We start from the raw sequence: 15,895 nt of genomic DNA, 5'->3' as shown, positions 1-15,895 counted from the left end.
CCCGGTCCTCAAACGCCGGACGGGCTGAACTTGCCCCGCATGACCAACCCGCGAATCCAGCCCCGCCGGGGCGGGTCCGGGCGGAGCCCGGGACGACGGCCCGCGGCCGAGGACCAACGCCGCCTGCCGCCCGCCCTCCTGGGCTCCGCCCAGACCCGGTCCTCAAACGCCGGACGGGCTGAACTTGCCCCGCATGACCAACCCGCGAATCCAGCCCCGCCGGGGCGGGTCCGGGCGGAGCCCGGGACGACAGCCCGCGGCCGCGGACCAACGCCGCCTACCGCCCAGCCTCCTGGGCTCCGCCCAGACCCGGTCCTCAAACGCCGGACGGGCTGAACTTGCCCCGCATGACCAACCCGCGAATCCAGCCCCGCGGCCGCACAACCGGGAACCGGGCCACACAACCAGCCCAGCCACCTCCAGCCCCGCCGGCGTTTGAGGCGCGGGTCCGGGCAGAGCCCGGGACGACGGCCCGCGGCCGAGGGGCGGCGCCGCACCGCACCCCGCGGGTCCGGGCGGAGCCCGGGGGTCAGTGGATCTGGGTGACGATCACGTCGAGGGACCACGCCCGGCCCGGCTTCGTCGGCGGCTCCGCCTCCACCGTGAAGCCGAGGTCCCGCAGGGCCCCCACCAGCTCGGCCGGCCCACCCGGCACCACCCCCGCCAGCAGCAGATCCCGCACCAGCCGCCCCTTGGTCGCCTTGTTGAAGTGGCTGACCACCGACCGCTTCTCGACCCCGTCCACCACCTGCGCGTGCAGCACCCGCACGGTGGCCGTCCGCCCCGCCACCTCCCCCTTCGGCTTCCACGCGGAGCCATAGGCCGCGGACCGCAGGTCCAGCACCAGCCCCTCCCCCGCCGCCTCCGGCATGACCTGCGCCATCGGCGCGCGCCAGTACGCCCCCAGCGCCCCCAGCGCCGGCAGCTTCACGCCCATCGAGCAGCGGTAGGACGGGATCCGGTCCGTCATCCGGACGGCGCCCCACAGCCCGGAGAAGACGAGCAGGGAGCGGTCCGCCAGCGCACGCGCCCCCGCGGGCAGGTCCGCCCAGCCGAGGGCGTCGTACAGCACCCCGGTGTAGATCTCCCCGGCCGGCCGGGCGGCGGCCGACCGCAGCCCCGCGTTCTTCGCGACCTCGCCCCGCAGCCCCTCGCTCAGCCCGAGCACCTCGCGGGCCTTGTCCTCGTCGGCCGCGCACAGCTCGACCAGTTCGTCCAGCACCGCCGCGCGGGCGGGCGCAAGCCCCGGCAGGGACAGCCCCTCGGCCTTCAGGGGTGCGCCGGAGCCGCCGGCGGCCTTTCCTTCGGACGGCGGCAGCAGCACGAGCACGGTGGTTCTCCTTCGGTACGGCCGGGACGGCGCGCGGCGGGGGGTGCGGCCCCCCGGCCAGCGTAGTGGCCTCGCCGCGACACGCGGCCGCACCGGCTCTAGGCTTCGGTCCATGCCACGCCGTCACCTGCACATGACCGGCGCAGACGGGGCTGCTCTGACGGCCGCGCTGCGTGACCTGCGGACCAGGCTGGAGGTGCCGCAGGACTTCCCCCCTGCGGTCCTGGCGGAGGCCGAGCAGGCCGCGAAGGCGCCCCGGCCGCCCGCCGGGGAGGCCGTGGACGCCACCGGCCTGCCCCTCTTCACCATCGACCCGCCGGCCTCCACCGATCTGGACCAGGCCATGCACCTGGCCCGCCGCCCCGGCGGCGGCTACCGGGTGCACTACGCGATCGCGGACGTGGCGGCCTTCGTCACCCCGGGCGGCGCCCTGGACGCGGAGGCCCACCGCCGGGTGACGACCCTCTACTTCCCCGACGGCAGGGTCCCCCTCCATCCCCCCGTCCTCTCCGAGGGCGCGGCCAGCCTGCTGCCCGATCAGACCCGCCCGGCCCTGCTGTGGCGCCTCGACCTGGACGCGGACGGCCGGGTGGGGACCACCGAGGTCCGGCGGGCGCTCGTACGGAGCCGGGCGAAGCTGGACTACGAGGGCGTCCAGAAGTCCATCGACGCCGGGACCGCCCCGGAGTCCCTCGCCCTGCTGAAGGACATCGGAACGCTGCGCGAGGCACTGGAGGCGGAGCGCGGCGGGATCTCGCTGAACGTGCCCGAGCAGGAGGTCGTCGAGCAGGACGGCTCGTACTCCCTGGCCTATCGGGCCCCGCTCGCCGCGGACGGCTGGAACGCGCAGGTCTCGCTGATGACCGGCATGGCGGCCGCGGACCTGATGATCGCGTCGGGCACCGGCATCCTGCGCACCCTCCCCTCGGCGCCCGACGGCGCGGTCGGGCGGCTGCGGCGGACCGCGCGGGCGCTGGGCATCGACTGGCCGCACCACGTGCCGTACGCGCAGCTGATCCGTTCGCTGGACCCGCACCGCCCGGCGCACGCGGCGTTCCTCCAGGAGTGCACGGCCCTGCTGCGCGGGGCCGGGTACACGCCGTTCACGGACGGCGAGGTGCCCTCCCCTGCCCTGCACGCGGCGGTCGCGGCGCCGTACGCCCACTGCACGGCCCCGCTGCGGCGCCTCGTCGACCGCTACGCGGGCGAGCTGTGCCTGGCCGCGGTGGCGGGGCAGGCCCCGCCGGAGTGGGCCGTGGCGGCCCTGGCCACCCTCCCGAAGGAGATGGCGGACGGCGGCCGGCTGGCCAACGCGGTGGAGCGGGGCTGCGTCGACCTGGTGGAGGCGGCGCTCCTGAAGGACCGCGTGGGCGAGACCTTCGAGGCCACGGTGATCGACGTCAAGGACCACGAACCGACGGTCGGCACGGTCCACCTGGAGGACCCGGCGGTGGTGGGCCGCGTCGAATCCCCCGCGGCCCCCCTCCCGCTCGGCTCCCGCATCCGCGTCACCCTGACCTCGGCCGACCCGGCCACCACCACGGGCGTGCAGTTCACGACGGCGTGAGCCGGGCCCGCTGACGCAGGGCGGCGTCGCGCACGTCCGCTGCGGCAAGGTCAAGCACCCGTGGGTGGCCGGGTAGCATGGTCGGAGCGCAGAACGACACAAGCGGGCGGCCGCGTCGGGGTCTTCGGATCCCGCCGAGGAACGTCCGGGCTCCACAGGGCAGGGTGGTGGCTAACGGCCACCCGGGGTGACCCGCGGGACAGTGCCACAGAAAACAGACCGCCCGGGGCTTCGGTCCCGGGTAAGGGTGAAACGGTGGTGTAAGAGACCACCAGCGCCTGAGGTGACTCAGGCGGCTAGGTAAACCCCACCCGGAGCAAGGTCAAGAGGAGTCGTCTCCGGACGGCTCTGCGCGGACGTTCGAGGGCTGCCCGCCCGAGTCCGCGGGTAGACCGCACGAGGCCGGCGGCAACGCCGGTCCTAGATGGATGGCCGTCTCCCCGGTGATCGCGAGGTCACCGGGTGACAGAACCCGGCGTACAGCTTGTGTCGGTCTGCGCGCCTACGACGGCATGCCTGTGGCCCGCACCGTTCCGGTGCGGGCCACAGGCATGTCCACAGGCGTTCTCACCTCAGGTGCGAGGTGTCGTTCAGCAGCCGCAGCGAGGCGTTGCCGTCGGCGTAGTAGGCCACGGCCGAGAGCGAGGCGGCGGCCAGTTCCATCCGGAACAGGGATTCCGGCGGGGCGCCGAGGGCGAGCCGGACCAGGGTCTTGACCGGTGTCACGTGGGTGACCAGCAGCGCCGTGCGGCCCGCGTGCGCGGCGAGCAGCCGGTCGCGGGCGGCTGCGACCCGGCGGGTGACGGTGGCGAAGCTCTCGCCGCCGCCGGTGGGGGCTTCCTTCGCGGAGTTCAGCCAGGCGTCGAGGTCGGCCGGGTAGCGCTCGCGGACCTCGCCGAAGGTGAGGCCCTCCCAGGCGCCGAAGTCGGTCTCGCGCAGCCCTTCCTCGATCGTGACGGGCAGTCCGAGCCGGTCGGCGACGGCCTGCGCGGTCTCGCGGCAGCGCCGCAGCGGGGAGCTGACGACGGCCTGGACGGTGCCCCGGGCGGCGAGCGCCGCCGCGACGGCCTCGGCCTGGCGGCGCCCGGCCGGGGAGAGTTCGGGGTCGCTGCCGCCGCTGCCGGAGAAGCGCTTCTGCGGGGTGAGGGCGGTCTCGCCGTGCCGGAGCAGCACGAAGGTGGCGGGCGTCCCGAGGTCGGGCGCCCCCCACCCGGGCGCGCCGGCCGCAGGAGCCGGAGCCTGGGGAGCCGGAGCCTCGGCAGCCGCCGGAGCCTCGCCGAGCGCGTCCCCCAGCACGTCCGCGGCCGCGCCCCCGAGCGCGTCCACCGGCGCGTCCCCGAACAGCGTGTCCGCTCCGGCCGCCGCCGGAGCAGCCGTACGGGCCCCCGCGAGCGCGGCGCGGGCCGCGGCGGCGCCGGCCGCCGCGTCACCGGGCGGGCCCGGCGGCGGCGGGGTCGCGAGCGCGCGGGCCGCCCCGTGGTCGAGGGCGGCCGAGGAGGCGGACGGCTCCCACCGCTCGCCCCGCTTGCCCGCGTCCATCGCCTCGTTGGCGAGCCGGTCGGCGTGCTTGTTGCGCTCGCGCGGGATCCACTCGTACGTCACCTGCGCGCGCGGCAGGATCCGCGCGGCCTCGGCGGCCAGCGGCTTCATGTCCGGGTGCTTGATCTTCCAGCGGCCGGACATCTGCTCGACGACGAGCTTGGAGTCCATCCGGACCAGCACCGTGGCGTCGGGGAACAGCTCGCGGACCGCGGTGAGGCCCGCGACCAGGCCCTTGTACTCGGCGACGTTGTTCGTGGCGACGCCGATGTACTCCGCCCGCTCGGCGAGGGTCTCCCCGCTCACCGGGTCGAGGACCACCGCGCCGTAGCCCGCGGGTCCCGGGTTGCCCCGGGACCCGCCGTCCGCCTCGACGACCACGCGCGGCATCAGATGCCCGAGTCCGCCGTACGGACCAGGATCCGGCCGCAGTTCTCGTGCCGGACGACCTCGTCGCGGGCCGCGCTCTTGATCTCGTTGACCTCGGCCATGTCCAGCTCCAGGCGGCAGCCCTCGCAGCGGCGCTGGTACAGCTTGGCCGCGCCGACGCCGTTCTGCTTGGCGCGGATCTTCTCGTACAGGGCGATCAGCGGCGCCGGGATCGAGGCGACGATCAGCTCGCGGTCCTTGGCGACCTTCGCCGCGTCCGCGTCGAAGGCGGCGAGGGCGGCGTCGCGGCGCACCATGGCGTCGTCGGCCTTGCCCTGGAGTTCGGTGACGCGGGCGGTCAGCTCGGCGACGCGGGCCGCGGCGGCCTCTCGGCGCTCCATGACCTCCAGGACCACGTCCTCCAGGTCGCCCTGGCGCTTGGCGAGCGAGACCAGCTCGCTCTGCAGGTTCGCCAGGTCGCGGGCGGAGACGCCGACGCCGGAGTCGAGGCGGGCCTGGTCGCGGACCGCGCGGGTGCGGACCTGGTCCACGTCCTGCTCGGCCTTGGTCTGCTCGCGGGCCGCGTCGCTCTCCTGGGTCTGCGCGGCGACGAGGAGGTCGCGCTGCTGTGTCAGGTCGCTGGTCAGGGCTTCCAGTTCGAGGTGCTCGGGCAGCGAGTTGCGCTTGTGGTCGAGCTGCGACAGCCGCAGGTCCAGGGCCTGGACGTCGAGAAGTCGGATCTGGTCGGCGGGCTCGGCGTTCAGTTGGGGGCTCCAGGGAGAGAAGGGGCGGAAACGGACGGCGCGTGCGCCGTCCAGGGGTCGGTGACCGTGCGCGAGACGTGGGTCCGCAGACCCCAGCCCCGGCGCTCGGAGATCGCGTCGAGCTGCGCGGCGGCCTGCTCGCACCAGGGCCACTCGGTGGCCCAGTGGGCGGCGTCGACGAGGGCGAGCGGGGACTGCTCGCGGGCCTCGGACACCGGGTGGTGGCGCAGGTCGGCGGTGAGGAAGGCGTCCACACCGGCGTCCCGCACCCGGTCGAAGAGGCTGTCGCCGGAGCCGCCGCTGACGGCGACGGTGCGGATCAGCGCGTCCGGGTCGCCCGCGGCGCGGATGCCCTGCGCGGTGCGCGGCAGCCGGGCGGCGGCGCGCGCGGCGAACTCGCGCAGGGTTTCGGGGTGGTCCAGGACGCACACCCGGCCCAGGCCCCGGCGGCCGTCGGGGTCGGTGGGGTCGGGCACGAGCGGCCCGGTGATGCGCAGGTCCAGCGCGCCCGCGAGGGCGTCGGAGACCCCGGGGTCGGCGCTGTCGGCGTTGGTGTGGGCGACGTGCAGCGCGACGTCGTTCTTGATCAGCGTGTGCACGACGCGGCCCTTGAAGGTGCCCGCCTCGACGGTGGTGGTGCCGCGCAGGTAGAGGGGGTGGTGGGTGACGAGCAGGTCGGCGCCCAGCTTCACCGCCTCGTCGGCGATCTCCTGTACGGGGTCCACGGCGAACAGGACCCGGGAGACCGGGGCGTCGGGGTCGCCGCAGACGGTTCCGACGGCGTCCCACTGCTCGGCCCGCGAGGGGGGCCAGAGGGCGTCCAGCGCGGCGATGACTTCGGAGAGACGGGGCACGGGCCAAGGCTACCGTCCGTGGCGCACCCCCCGCCGACCAGCGGGGGGTGCGGGGGCGGCGGGGTTACTTGACGAGGAGGCCGCGGAGGTCGTCGAGGACCTTGTCGGCGGCGCTCACGCCGAGGCCGAGGTACCAGGTCTCGTCCGGTACGTCCTTGGCCCGGCCCTGCTTGACGGCGTCAAGGTTCTTCCAGAGCGGGTTGTCCTCGGCGGAGTCCCGCTTGGTCTTGTCCTTGGCCCCGTAGACGCCGGTGAAGATCCAGTCGGCGGCGGCCTCGTCCATGCGCTCGGGGCTGACCTCGACGGCCAGTTCCTCGGCCTGCTGGTTCTGCGGGCGCGGGATGCCGGTGTCCTTGAGGATGGTGCCGATGAAGGAGGCCCCGGCGTACAGGCGGGTCTTGCCGGGCATGTAGCGCAGCATCGTGACGGTCGGCTTGTGCGCGCCGAGGTCGTCGCCGAGCTTCTTCGCCTTCGCCTGGTAGGCGTCGAGCTTGCCCCTGGCCTCGGCGGTCTTGTCCAGCGCGGCCGCGTTCAGCAGGTAGTTCTCCTTCCACGGGAAGCCCGGGCGGATGGAGAACACGGTCGGGGCGATCTTCGACAGCGCGGCGTACTTGTCCGCGGAGCGCAGCTGGCTGCCGAGGATGAGGTCGGGCTTGAGGGCGTTGATCGCTTCCAGGTTGAGGCTGTTGACGGTGCCGACGGACCGGGGGGTGCCCGCGTCGTCCTTGAGGTAGCCGGGGATGCCCTCGTCGCCCTCGGTCGGGGCGTAGCCGACGGGCTGGAAGCCGAGGGAGACGACGTTGTCGAGTTCGCCGACGTCCAGGACGACGACCCGGCGGGGGGCGGCCTTGATCTCGGTGGTGCCCATCGCGTGGGTGACCGTGCGCGGGAACTGGCCGGCCGCGGCGGTGGTCCCGAAGGCCGCGGTCTTCTTCGCGGCGTCGGAGAAGTCCTTGCCGCCCTGGGCGACGGCCTTCTTGTCGCCGCCGCCGGGCTGCAGGGACGCCGCGCCGTCCTTACCGCCGCAGGCGGAGAGGGTGAGCGCGGCTGCGGCGGCGAGGGCGACGGCGGCCGTGCCGCGGCGACGGAAGGACATGTCACAACTCCTGGAATGGGGGAAGGAGTGCGGTTAGGCATACCTAACCACGCCGCCTCACCCTAAACGCCCCGGTATCGCACAGCACAATCGCCTCCGCGGCCACGGGAGAACCACCGGGCGGCCACCCGTACGTGTGAAGCCGAGGTGGTCGTGCCGTGGGGCGGGAGCTGCGAAAACTAGCTTCCTGACCGGAGGTGACGCAGCAATGACTGCCTGTGCTGTTGAGGAGCCCGTGACGCAAGCGGCGCCGGAGGGCGGGCCGGGGACCGCGACCGCGCCGGACGCCCCCGCCGAGGGGAGCGCGGAAGCCGCGCCAGCCGTGCCCGCGCCGACGGGACCCGCGCCGGCCGGACCCGGCGGGCCGTACGCGTCCGCGGGCCCCGGGTTCGTGCTCGCCGCGGACGGCTCGTACGCCGCCCGCCTCGCCGGGGAGGGCCAGGCCCGCTACCCCGAGCGCTGGACCCTGGACGGCCCCGAGCCGTACGCCGTCCCCCTTCCGCTGGGGCAGCCCGAGGAGGCCGACTCCGAGGTCCTCCCGCTGACCGACGGGCGGGTGCTGATCCACCGCCGGGTCGCCGGGCACCACGCCTTCTCCCTGCTGTACCCCACCGGTTCGCACGCCGGGCCGCACACCGGCCCGCGCACCGGCCAGCTCCCGCTGGGCGCCCTGGAGTGCGACGGCCGCCTCACCCTGTTGCCCCCCGCCCCGGACGGGCGCAGCGCCTACGCCCTGGCGGTGGACGGGCACTCCACGACGGTCTGGCAGGTCGCCGGGGGCGCCTTCGGGCCCGAGCGGGTCGCCGAACTGTCCGGGCGCTGCTCGGGGGGCGTCTGGCTGGACCGGGAGGGCCGGCTGCTGGCCCTGGACCGGGAGCGGGAGGGGCGCACGAAGACGGTCGTGGTGGACCTGGGGCGCGGGGGCGAGGTCTCGCCGCTGCTCCAGATCACCGAGGCCAGTGACGACCGGCTGCTGCTGGCCGACCCGGACAGCGGGCTGCTGCTGATCCGCTCCGACGCGCCGTCGCCGGGCGAGGGGGCCCGTATCGGCTGGGGGGTGCTGGGGAGTTCGCGTCCGGTGCGCTTCCCGGAGTGCCTGCGGGCGGAGGGGGCTTCGGCCGTGCCCTTCGCGGTGCAGCCGGGCCAGATGCTGATGCCGGAGAGCTGCGCGGTGGCGCTGCGGATCGGCGATCCGGGTCCCGGGGCCGCCGCGGGCGCGGCCGGGATCGCGCTGTGGCGTCCGGCGGACCGGCACGTCTTCCGGCTCGGGGCGCCGATGGGCTGGGTCGGCACCGGGCTGTGGTCGCGCGAGGGCCGTCTGCGGCTGCCGTACACGACCCCGTTCGTCCCCTGCGGGGTGGTCGGCCTGGGACTTCCGCCGGGTCCGCCGCCGCCGGTGCGCTCCGAGGCCGGGCCTGCGCCCGACGCGGCGCCCGCGCCCGCGCCCCGCCCCGTGCCGCTCCAGCAGGCACCGCTGCGGTAGCGGCCCTTCCGTCACCCTCACTGACCCACGGTCACACCGTGCCGGAGGGGTGTTGGGCGTGCCCGTTTATATGATAGGTAAGTTTCCTAACATTAGCGGAGCGCACCAACCCCCCCATGGAGGCGTTGTGTTCACCCCTCATCACCGCATCATCGGCTCGCGTCGTACGAGGCTGGCCATCGGGGCCCTGCTCGGCGCGGCGGTCCTCGCCGTCCCCGTCGCGGCCCACGCCTCGCCGGCCGCCACCTCCCCGGCAGCCGCCGCTCCCCACGCGGCGGCCGCCTTCGGCGCCACCGCGACCGGCCTGGACGACCCCGCGAAGAAGGACGTCGCGATGCAGATCGTGTCCAGCGCGGAGAACTCCTCGCTGGACTGGAAGGCGCAGTACAAGTACATCGAGGACATAGACGACGACCGCGGCTACACCGCCGGGATCATCGGCTTCTGTTCCGGCACCGGTGACATGCTCGACCTCGTCGAGTACTACACCAGCGTCAAGCCGGACAACGTCCTCGCCAAGTACCTCCCGGCCCTGCGCAAGGTCGACGGCACCCCGTCGCACAAGGGCCTCGACCCGAACTTCACCAAGGACTGGGCGAAGGCGGCCACCGACAGCACCTTCAGGAAGGCCCAGGACCACGAGCGCGACCGGGTGTACTTCAACCCGGCCGTCAGCCAGGGCAAGAGCGACGGCGTCGGCGCCCTCGGCCAGTTCGCCTACTACGACGCCATCGTGATGCACGGCAACGGCGACGACTCCACCAGCTTCCGCAACATCCGCAAGCGCGCCCTGACCAAGGCCAAGCCCCCGGCCCAGGGCGGCAACGAGACCACCTGGCTGAACGCCTTCCTCGACGCCCGCGTCTGGGCGATGAAGCAGGAGGAGGCCCACAGCGACACGAGCCGCGTGGACACCGCGCAGCGGGTCTGGCTCAAGAAGGGCAACCTCGCCCTGAACACCCCGCTGGACTGGAAGGTCTACGGGGACTCCTACCACATCGGCTGATCCCCCCGGATCGGCTGAGCACACGAGTGCCGGGGGCGGTCGACAGCCCCCGGCACTCGCGCGTCGCACCCCGGAAGGAGCACCGGCTTTACCGTTGGCACCCCGTCGCGACTGGGGAATTCCCTTCGGATCACGGTCCTCGATCCGAACCCTATCGATAGTGGACGGAGGAACTGTTCAACTGCGGCCGTCGACGCCCCCGAGCCGGTCGACTACCGTGGCGAATCGCCGATCCCCCGAAGGAAGCTGGTCTTCCACTGGTGGACGGCATTTCGAAGGTTCACTTGCCGTGCGAGGGGGCACAAATGAGAATCCGCAAAGCAATTTCCGCAGCGGTCGTCGTGGCGAGCGCTGCCGTCGCTACGATCACCGCAGCCGGCGCTCCGGCTCAGGCCGCCTGGGAGTCACCGTTCAGGAAATGCACGTCATTCGACAAGAGTGGCTTCAAGGGCGAGGTCTGTGCGGACCGGTTCGGCTGGGGAGCACAGGAATTCTGGGGCCAGGGCGCTATCCAGGCATTCCCCAGCAATTGCGCCAAATTCCGGGTCGACGTCGTTGACCCCGACGGCACGGCGGTGCATTCCGTGAACAACATCCCCTGCGCCGTCGGGGCTGTTGGTACCGCTCGATATCTCACCGAGCTGCATGTGAACGGCCGGGCGTATGCCCGCCTGGTCAGCTTCGACAGTGCAGGAAACACGCTGCTGTCGGTCAACTCTGAGATCATCGTCTCCCCGTACGACCACCACTGACGGGCCAGGGCGTGTCTTAAAAATCCCGCCCGGCCTTCGACGCCTGGCACCCGCACCTCGCCGCATCGTCGACAGGACGCCTCGGCGAGGTGCGGTGGCAGGACCATCGACAGGTCATCGACGCGATCGCGTTCAGGTACCGCACCGGCACACCGTGGACGGGCCGGAGGGAAACGCCCTAGCCGTGCTTGAGGGCCAGTACCTCGGACGCCGCGAAGGTCTCGTTCGCGGGCCGGTCCGCGTAGTGCGGGGTGAGGACCTCGTCCAGCTCCTCGTAGGAGAAGGCCTCCTTGGTGGTGTCGAACTTCGCGGCCACCTTCGGCCGTTCCATCACCACCACGATCCCGCCGTGCACGACGAAGAGCTGGCCGTTCGCCTTCGCCGAGGCGGGCGACGCCAGGTAGCCCACCAGCGGGGAGACGTGCTCGGGCGCCAGCGGGTCGAGCCGGCCCTCCTCCGGCACCTGGAAGCCCGCGAAGACGTCCTCCGTCATCCGGGTCCGGGCGCGCGGGCAGATGGCGTTGGCCGTGACCCCGTACTTGGCCAGCGCGAGCGCGGTCGAGGTGGTGAGGCCGACGATGCCGCCCTTGGCCGCCGCGTAGTTCGGCTGGCCCGCGGAGCCGCCGAGGAAGGCTTCGGAGGAGGTGTTGACGATCCGGCCGTAGACCGGCCCGCCCGCCGCCTTCGAGCGTTCCCGCCAGTGCGCGGCCGCGAAGTGGGTGGTGTTGAAGTGGCCCTTGAGGTGGACCCGGATCACCGAGTCCCATTCGGCCTCGGACATCGAGAAGATCATCCGGTCCCGCAGGATGCCCGCGTTGTTGACCAGGACGTCGAGCTTGCCGAAGCGGGCGACGGCCAGCTCGACCAGTTCGCGGGCCTGCTCGAAGTCGGCCACGTCACCGAGGTGCGCCACCGCCTGCCCGCCCGCGGCGCGGATCTCGGCCGCGACCTCCTCGGCCGGGGCGGCCGAGGCCTCGCCGGAGCCGTCGCGGCCCGGCTGGCCGAAGTCGTTGACGACGACGCTCGCGCCGAGGCGGGCGAGTTCGAGCGCTTCGGCGCGCCCGAGCCCGCGCCCGGCGCCGGTGACGATCGCGGAAAGTCCCTCTAGGGGGAGCGACATGGGGCCCGTTCCTCTCGGGTGCAGGGGTGCAGGGGTCAGAGTTCGATGCAGGTGCGCAGGGCGACGCCGGTGCGCATCTGGTCGAGCGCGTCGTTGATCTCGGCGAGCCGCACCCGGTGGGTGATCAGGCCCGCCAGGTCCACCCGCCCGGCCCGCCACAGGCCGATGGTCCGCTCGTAGGACCGCAGGACGTCCCCGCCGCCGTACATCGAGGGCAGGATCTTCTTCTCGTCGAAGAACAGCGAGAACATGTTGATGGAGTAGTTGTCGTCGAGCGCGCCCGCGCCGACCACCACGACCGAGCCGCCGCGCCGGGTCATCTCGTAGGCCGTCTGCGTGGTCTGGGACTTGCCGACCACCTCGAAGACGTAGTCGAAGCCCTCACCGGCGGTGATCCGGTTCTTGGCGTCGCCGAAGGCCTCCGGAGCGACCGCCTCGGTCGCCCCGAACCGCAGGGCCGCCTCGCGCCGCGACGCGACCGGGTCCACGGCGACGATCTGCGCCGCGCCCTGCACCTTGGCGCCCTGGATGACGGAGATGCCGACGCCGCCGCAGCCGATGACCGCGACCGAGGCACCGGCCTCCACCTTGGCCGTGTTGATGGCCGCGCCGAGACCGGTCGTCACCCCGCAGCCGATCAGGGCGGCGATGTCGAAGGGCACGTCGTCGGGGATCGGTACCGCGCAGCCCGCCGGGACCACCATCTCCTCGGCGAAGGTGCCGGTTCCGGCGAAGCCGAAGATGTCGCTGTCGCCGCGCCGGAAGTTGGGGGTGGCGACGTTGCCGAACGCCTCCAGGCACAGGTGCCCCTGGCCGCGGCGGCAGGACGGGCAGTGCCCGCAGGGCGGCAGCCAGCAGACCAGCACCCGGTCGCCGATCCGGTGGCCGGTGACCCCGTCGCCGACGTCCACGATCTCGCCGGAGCCCTCGTGACCGGGGATGAAGGGGGCGGGCTGCGGCAGCACCCCGCTCATCGCGGAGAGGTCGGAGTGGCACAGGCCGGTGGCCCGGATGCGGACCTTGACCTTGCCGGGGCCGAAGCCCACGGCTTCCATGTCCTCGACGACTTCGAGCTTGTCCTGGCCTATCTGGCTCTGGAGTGCTGCGCGCACGGTGCGGCTCCTCTGCTGGAGGTACGGGTGGTGTCGCTCGTACGGTCGTGACGCCTACGGTCGTTACGCGTGCTCGACCACGGTGTCCGCGAGGACCGGCGCGTCGTCCCGCTCCGCCGCGGTCACCGAGACCAGGACGCGGCCGGGCTCCCGCCACATCCGGATGCGGAGCGTCTCGCCCGGGAAGACGATCCCGGCGAAGCGGGTGCGGTAGGCGCGCACCCGCGTCACGTCCCCGTCGAGGACCGTGTCGACCACGGCCTTCAGCGTCATGCCGTACGAGCACAGCCCGTGCAGGATCGGCCGGTCGAAGCCGGCCAGCTTGGCGAACTCGGGATCGGCGTGCAGCGGGTTCCAGTCGCCGGAGAGGCGGTAGAGCAGCGCCTGCTCCTCGCGGACCGGCCGCTCCTCCACCCGGTCGGGGGCGCGCTCGGGCGCCTCGCCGCGGACGGAGGGACCGCGGTCGCCGCCGAAGCCGCCCTCGCCGCGGACGAAGATCTGCGCGTCGCTGGTCCACAGCGGGCCGTCGGCGTCTGCGACCTCGGAGCGCAGCACGATGACGGCCGCCTTCCCCTTGTCGTACACGGCGGCGACCCTGGAGGTGGAGGTGGCCCGCCCCTTCACGGGGATGGGCCGGTGCAGCTCGATGGAGTGCCCGCCGTGCAGGACGGCGGCGAGGTCGACCTGGATGCCGGGGGCGGCGAGGCCGCCGAGCATGGCCATGCCCGCGCCCGCGACGGTCGCGAAACTGGGCAGGACGTGCAGCTTGGATTCCAGGGTGTAGCGCAGCTCGTCGGGGTCGGTGGCCGGGAGGCCGGCGCCGAGGCCGAGGTGGTAGAGCTGGATGTCCTTGTGGTCCCAGGCGATCTCCCCCACGCGGGGGTCGGCGGCGAGGGCCTTCGCGGCATCGATCGGCATTGAGGATGCTGCTCCTTGTTCGTCGTTCCACACCGTGGACGGCAGTGGAAGACCTCGGTGCGACCGTCCGCACCGTCGGCCGCACCGAGGTCGTATGCGGGTCGGCCCCGCCGCAGTAGAACGCGTTCTAGGACCGATGAAGGAATGTATAACGCACGTCCCAGCACTTGGGAAGACTCCTGACCGCGCGTCAGTTTCCGCTTTGGCCGGGTGTGTTCCACGCGCCGGGGAGCAGCGGGGGGCCTACCCTGACCCCGTGAACGAAATGCCCCGGGAGCACCGGACCGCCAAGTCCCTGCGGGTCCTGCTGGTCCCCGCGGACCCGGCGCTGGCCCTGCGGCTGGGCCTGCGGCCGGACATCGAGGTGGTGTCCTCGGCGACGGCCCGCCCGGCGGTGGCGCTGGTGGACACGCCGGACGCGGTGGCCGCCGTACACGAGGAGGACCCGGAGTGCCGGGTCCTGGTCGTGACGGGCTCGGCCCGCCCCGGCCTCCTGGACGCGGCCCTGGCGGCAGGCGCCGCGGGCCTCATCCCCCGCGACCTCCCGGACGAGTCCCTGGCAGAAGCCCTCCGCCGCACCGCCACAGGCGAAACGGTCATCGACCCGGCACTCAATCCCGCCCCGGGCAATCCCAGCCCGCCCGACGCTTGAGGGCGCCTTTCCGCCTTCCAGCCCGCCGGCACCGAAACCAGCCGCACCTGCGCTCAAAGCGGCACCAAATCAAGCCCCGCCCGGGGGCCCCTCCCAGCGGTAGCTGGGGGAGATTGAGGCGCCCCCGGAGGGCCCACTACCTGCGGAGCATCGTCACCACGGCAGCCCCCCCGAGCCCAATATTGTGCGCCAGCCCAACCCGCGCCCCCGGCACCTGCCGCACCCCCGCAGCCCCCCTCAACTGCCACACCAATTCAGCCGCTTGCGCCAGCCCAGTGGCCCCCAGCGGATGCCCCTTCGAGATCAGCCCCCCGGACGGGTTCACCACCCACCGCCCCCCGTACGTCGTCGCCCCGCTCTCCACCAGCTTCCCGGACGCCCCGTCCGCGCACATGCCCAGCGCCTCGTAGGTCAGCAGCTCGTTGACCGAGAAGCAGTCGTGCAGCTCGATGACGTCCACGTCCTCGATCCCGAGCCCCGACCGCTCGTACACCTGCCGGGCCGCCGCCGCCGTCATCGGCTTGCCGACCACGTCGATGCACGACCCCGACGCGAAGGACTCACCGGTGTCCGTGGTCATCGCCTGCGCCACGATCTCCACGGCCTGCTCCCCCAGCCCGTGCGCCTCCACGAACCGCTCCGAGACGACCAGCGCGGCCGCCGCCCCGTCCGAGGTCGGCGAGCACTGGAGCTTGGTCAGCGGCCGGTGGATGGTCTTGGCCGCCAGGATCTCCCCGACCGTGTAGACGTCCTGGAACTGCGCGTTCGGGTTGTTCGCCGAGTGCCGGTGGTTCTTCTCGCCCACCGCCGCCAGCTGCGCCTCGGTGGTCCCGTACCGCTCCATGTGCTCGCGCGCCGCGTTCCCGAAGATCTGCGCGGTCGGCGGGGTCATCTCGAAGCCGTGTCCGGCGGACATGATCCCGTAGTGCCGGGCCACCGGAGAGGTCTTGAAGTCGCCCCCGTCGGCCCCGCCGCCCAGCGCGCCCCTCTTCATCTTCTCGAAGCCCAGCGCGAGCACGCAGTCGTTCAGGCCGCCCTCGACGAACTGCCGGGCCAGCATGAGCGCGGTCGAACCGGTCGCGCAGTTGTTGTTCACGTTGTAGACGGGCACCCCGCTCAGGCCCAGTTCGTACGCGGCCCGCTGGCCCGCGGTGGAGGCCTGGAAGCAGTACCCCACCGGCACCTGCTCGACCAGGCCGTAGTCCACGCCCGCGTCGGCGAGCGCCGCGCTCCCGGCCTCCTTGGCCATGTCCCAGTACTGCCAGTCCCGCGACTCCGGCTTCTCGAACTTCGTCATGCCGACGCCCACGATGTACGACTTCATCTGACGCAA

Annotated in this window: 14 protein-coding genes and 1 other RNA gene; 6 read left to right on the top strand and 9 right to left on the bottom strand. The window is 73.2% G+C overall.

Annotated features, from left to right (window positions below; all coding sequences use genetic code 11):
* Positions 1-529: 529 nt before the first annotated feature.
* Entirely contained in the window at positions 530-1,330 is an 801-nt protein-coding gene (gene yaaA / locus AC0693_RS08010) for a peroxide stress protein YaaA (protein WP_478801247.1), read from the bottom strand.
* A 112-nt stretch (positions 1,331-1,442) separates the two neighbouring features.
* Between yaaA and AC0693_RS08005 the strand changes: the two genes are divergently transcribed.
* Positions 1,443-2,897 (top strand): RNB domain-containing ribonuclease, encoded by a 1,455-nt coding sequence (locus AC0693_RS08005; protein ID WP_478801246.1) that lies wholly within the window; start codon positions 1,443-1,445, stop codon positions 2,895-2,897.
* 94 nt (positions 2,898-2,991) lie between these two features.
* Positions 2,992-3,393: RNase P RNA component class A (rnpB, locus tag AC0693_RS08000), an RNA gene on the top strand.
* 71 nt (positions 3,394-3,464) lie between these two features.
* Here rnpB and AC0693_RS07995 read toward each other — a convergent pair.
* The 4 genes from AC0693_RS07995 to AC0693_RS07980 form a co-directional block, all read right to left on the bottom strand.
* Positions 3,465-4,826 (bottom strand): bifunctional RNase H/acid phosphatase, encoded by a 1,362-nt coding sequence (locus AC0693_RS07995; protein ID WP_478801245.1) that lies wholly within the window; start codon positions 4,824-4,826, stop codon positions 3,465-3,467.
* Complete coding sequence (locus AC0693_RS07990; protein WP_356411259.1) at positions 4,826-5,569, bottom strand: zinc ribbon domain-containing protein; 744 nt, start codon at positions 5,567-5,569, stop codon at positions 4,826-4,828. Before AC0693_RS07990 ends, AC0693_RS07995 begins: the two co-directional genes overlap by 1 nt.
* On the bottom strand, positions 5,566-6,423 hold the full coding sequence (locus AC0693_RS07985; protein WP_478801244.1) for a Nif3-like dinuclear metal center hexameric protein: 858 nt from the start codon (positions 6,421-6,423) through the stop codon (positions 5,566-5,568). Before AC0693_RS07985 ends, AC0693_RS07990 begins: the two co-directional genes overlap by 4 nt.
* A 64-nt stretch (positions 6,424-6,487) precedes the next feature.
* Entirely contained in the window at positions 6,488-7,519 is a 1,032-nt protein-coding gene (locus AC0693_RS07980; RefSeq protein ID WP_478801243.1) for an ABC transporter substrate-binding protein, read from the bottom strand.
* 208 nt (positions 7,520-7,727) lie between these two features.
* On the opposite strand from AC0693_RS07980, the gene AC0693_RS07975 reads away from it, so the two are divergent.
* From AC0693_RS07975 to AC0693_RS07965, 3 genes are all read left to right on the top strand, one after another.
* Positions 7,728-9,002, top strand: coding sequence for a hypothetical protein (locus tag AC0693_RS07975; RefSeq protein WP_478801242.1), 1,275 nt, complete (start codon positions 7,728-7,730; stop codon positions 9,000-9,002).
* Positions 9,003-9,174: 172 nt separating this feature from the next.
* Complete coding sequence (locus tag AC0693_RS07970) at positions 9,175-10,008, top strand: chitosanase (RefSeq protein ID WP_468471630.1); 834 nt, start codon at positions 9,175-9,177, stop codon at positions 10,006-10,008.
* Positions 10,009-10,313: 305 nt separating this feature from the next.
* Positions 10,314-10,760, top strand: a complete 447-nt coding sequence (locus tag AC0693_RS07965) for a hypothetical protein (protein ID WP_478801241.1) — start codon at positions 10,314-10,316, stop codon at positions 10,758-10,760.
* A gap of 178 nt (positions 10,761-10,938) precedes the next feature.
* Here the strand turns inward: AC0693_RS07965 and AC0693_RS07960 are convergent, their stop codons facing one another.
* The 3 genes from AC0693_RS07960 to AC0693_RS07950 form a co-directional block, all read right to left on the bottom strand.
* Positions 10,939-11,880: a 3-oxoacyl-ACP reductase gene (locus AC0693_RS07960; protein ID WP_469336407.1), complete on the bottom strand. Its 942-nt coding sequence runs from the start codon at positions 11,878-11,880 to the stop codon at positions 10,939-10,941.
* A 35-nt stretch (positions 11,881-11,915) separates the two neighbouring features.
* On the bottom strand, positions 11,916-12,992 hold the full coding sequence (locus AC0693_RS07955) for a Zn-dependent alcohol dehydrogenase (protein WP_478801240.1): 1,077 nt from the start codon (positions 12,990-12,992) through the stop codon (positions 11,916-11,918).
* Between the two features lie 63 nt (positions 12,993-13,055).
* Complete coding sequence (locus AC0693_RS07950; protein WP_356411063.1) at positions 13,056-13,910, bottom strand: MaoC/PaaZ C-terminal domain-containing protein; 855 nt, start codon at positions 13,908-13,910, stop codon at positions 13,056-13,058.
* A 265-nt stretch (positions 13,911-14,175) separates the two neighbouring features.
* On the opposite strand from AC0693_RS07950, the gene AC0693_RS07945 reads away from it, so the two are divergent.
* Positions 14,176-14,562, top strand: coding sequence for a response regulator (locus AC0693_RS07945; RefSeq protein ID WP_478801363.1), 387 nt, complete (start codon positions 14,176-14,178; stop codon positions 14,560-14,562).
* A gap of 136 nt (positions 14,563-14,698) precedes the next feature.
* On the opposite strand, the gene AC0693_RS07940 is transcribed toward AC0693_RS07945, so the two are convergent.
* Positions 14,699-15,886, bottom strand: coding sequence for a lipid-transfer protein (locus tag AC0693_RS07940; RefSeq protein WP_469336402.1), 1,188 nt, complete (start codon positions 15,884-15,886; stop codon positions 14,699-14,701).
* Positions 15,887-15,895: the final 9 nt, after the last annotated feature.

This window comes from Streptomyces sp. NPDC043876, from assembly GCF_056435825.1.
Note: the sequence above shows the minus strand (reverse complement) of the source record. Positions and strands in the feature narration are given on the sequence as shown.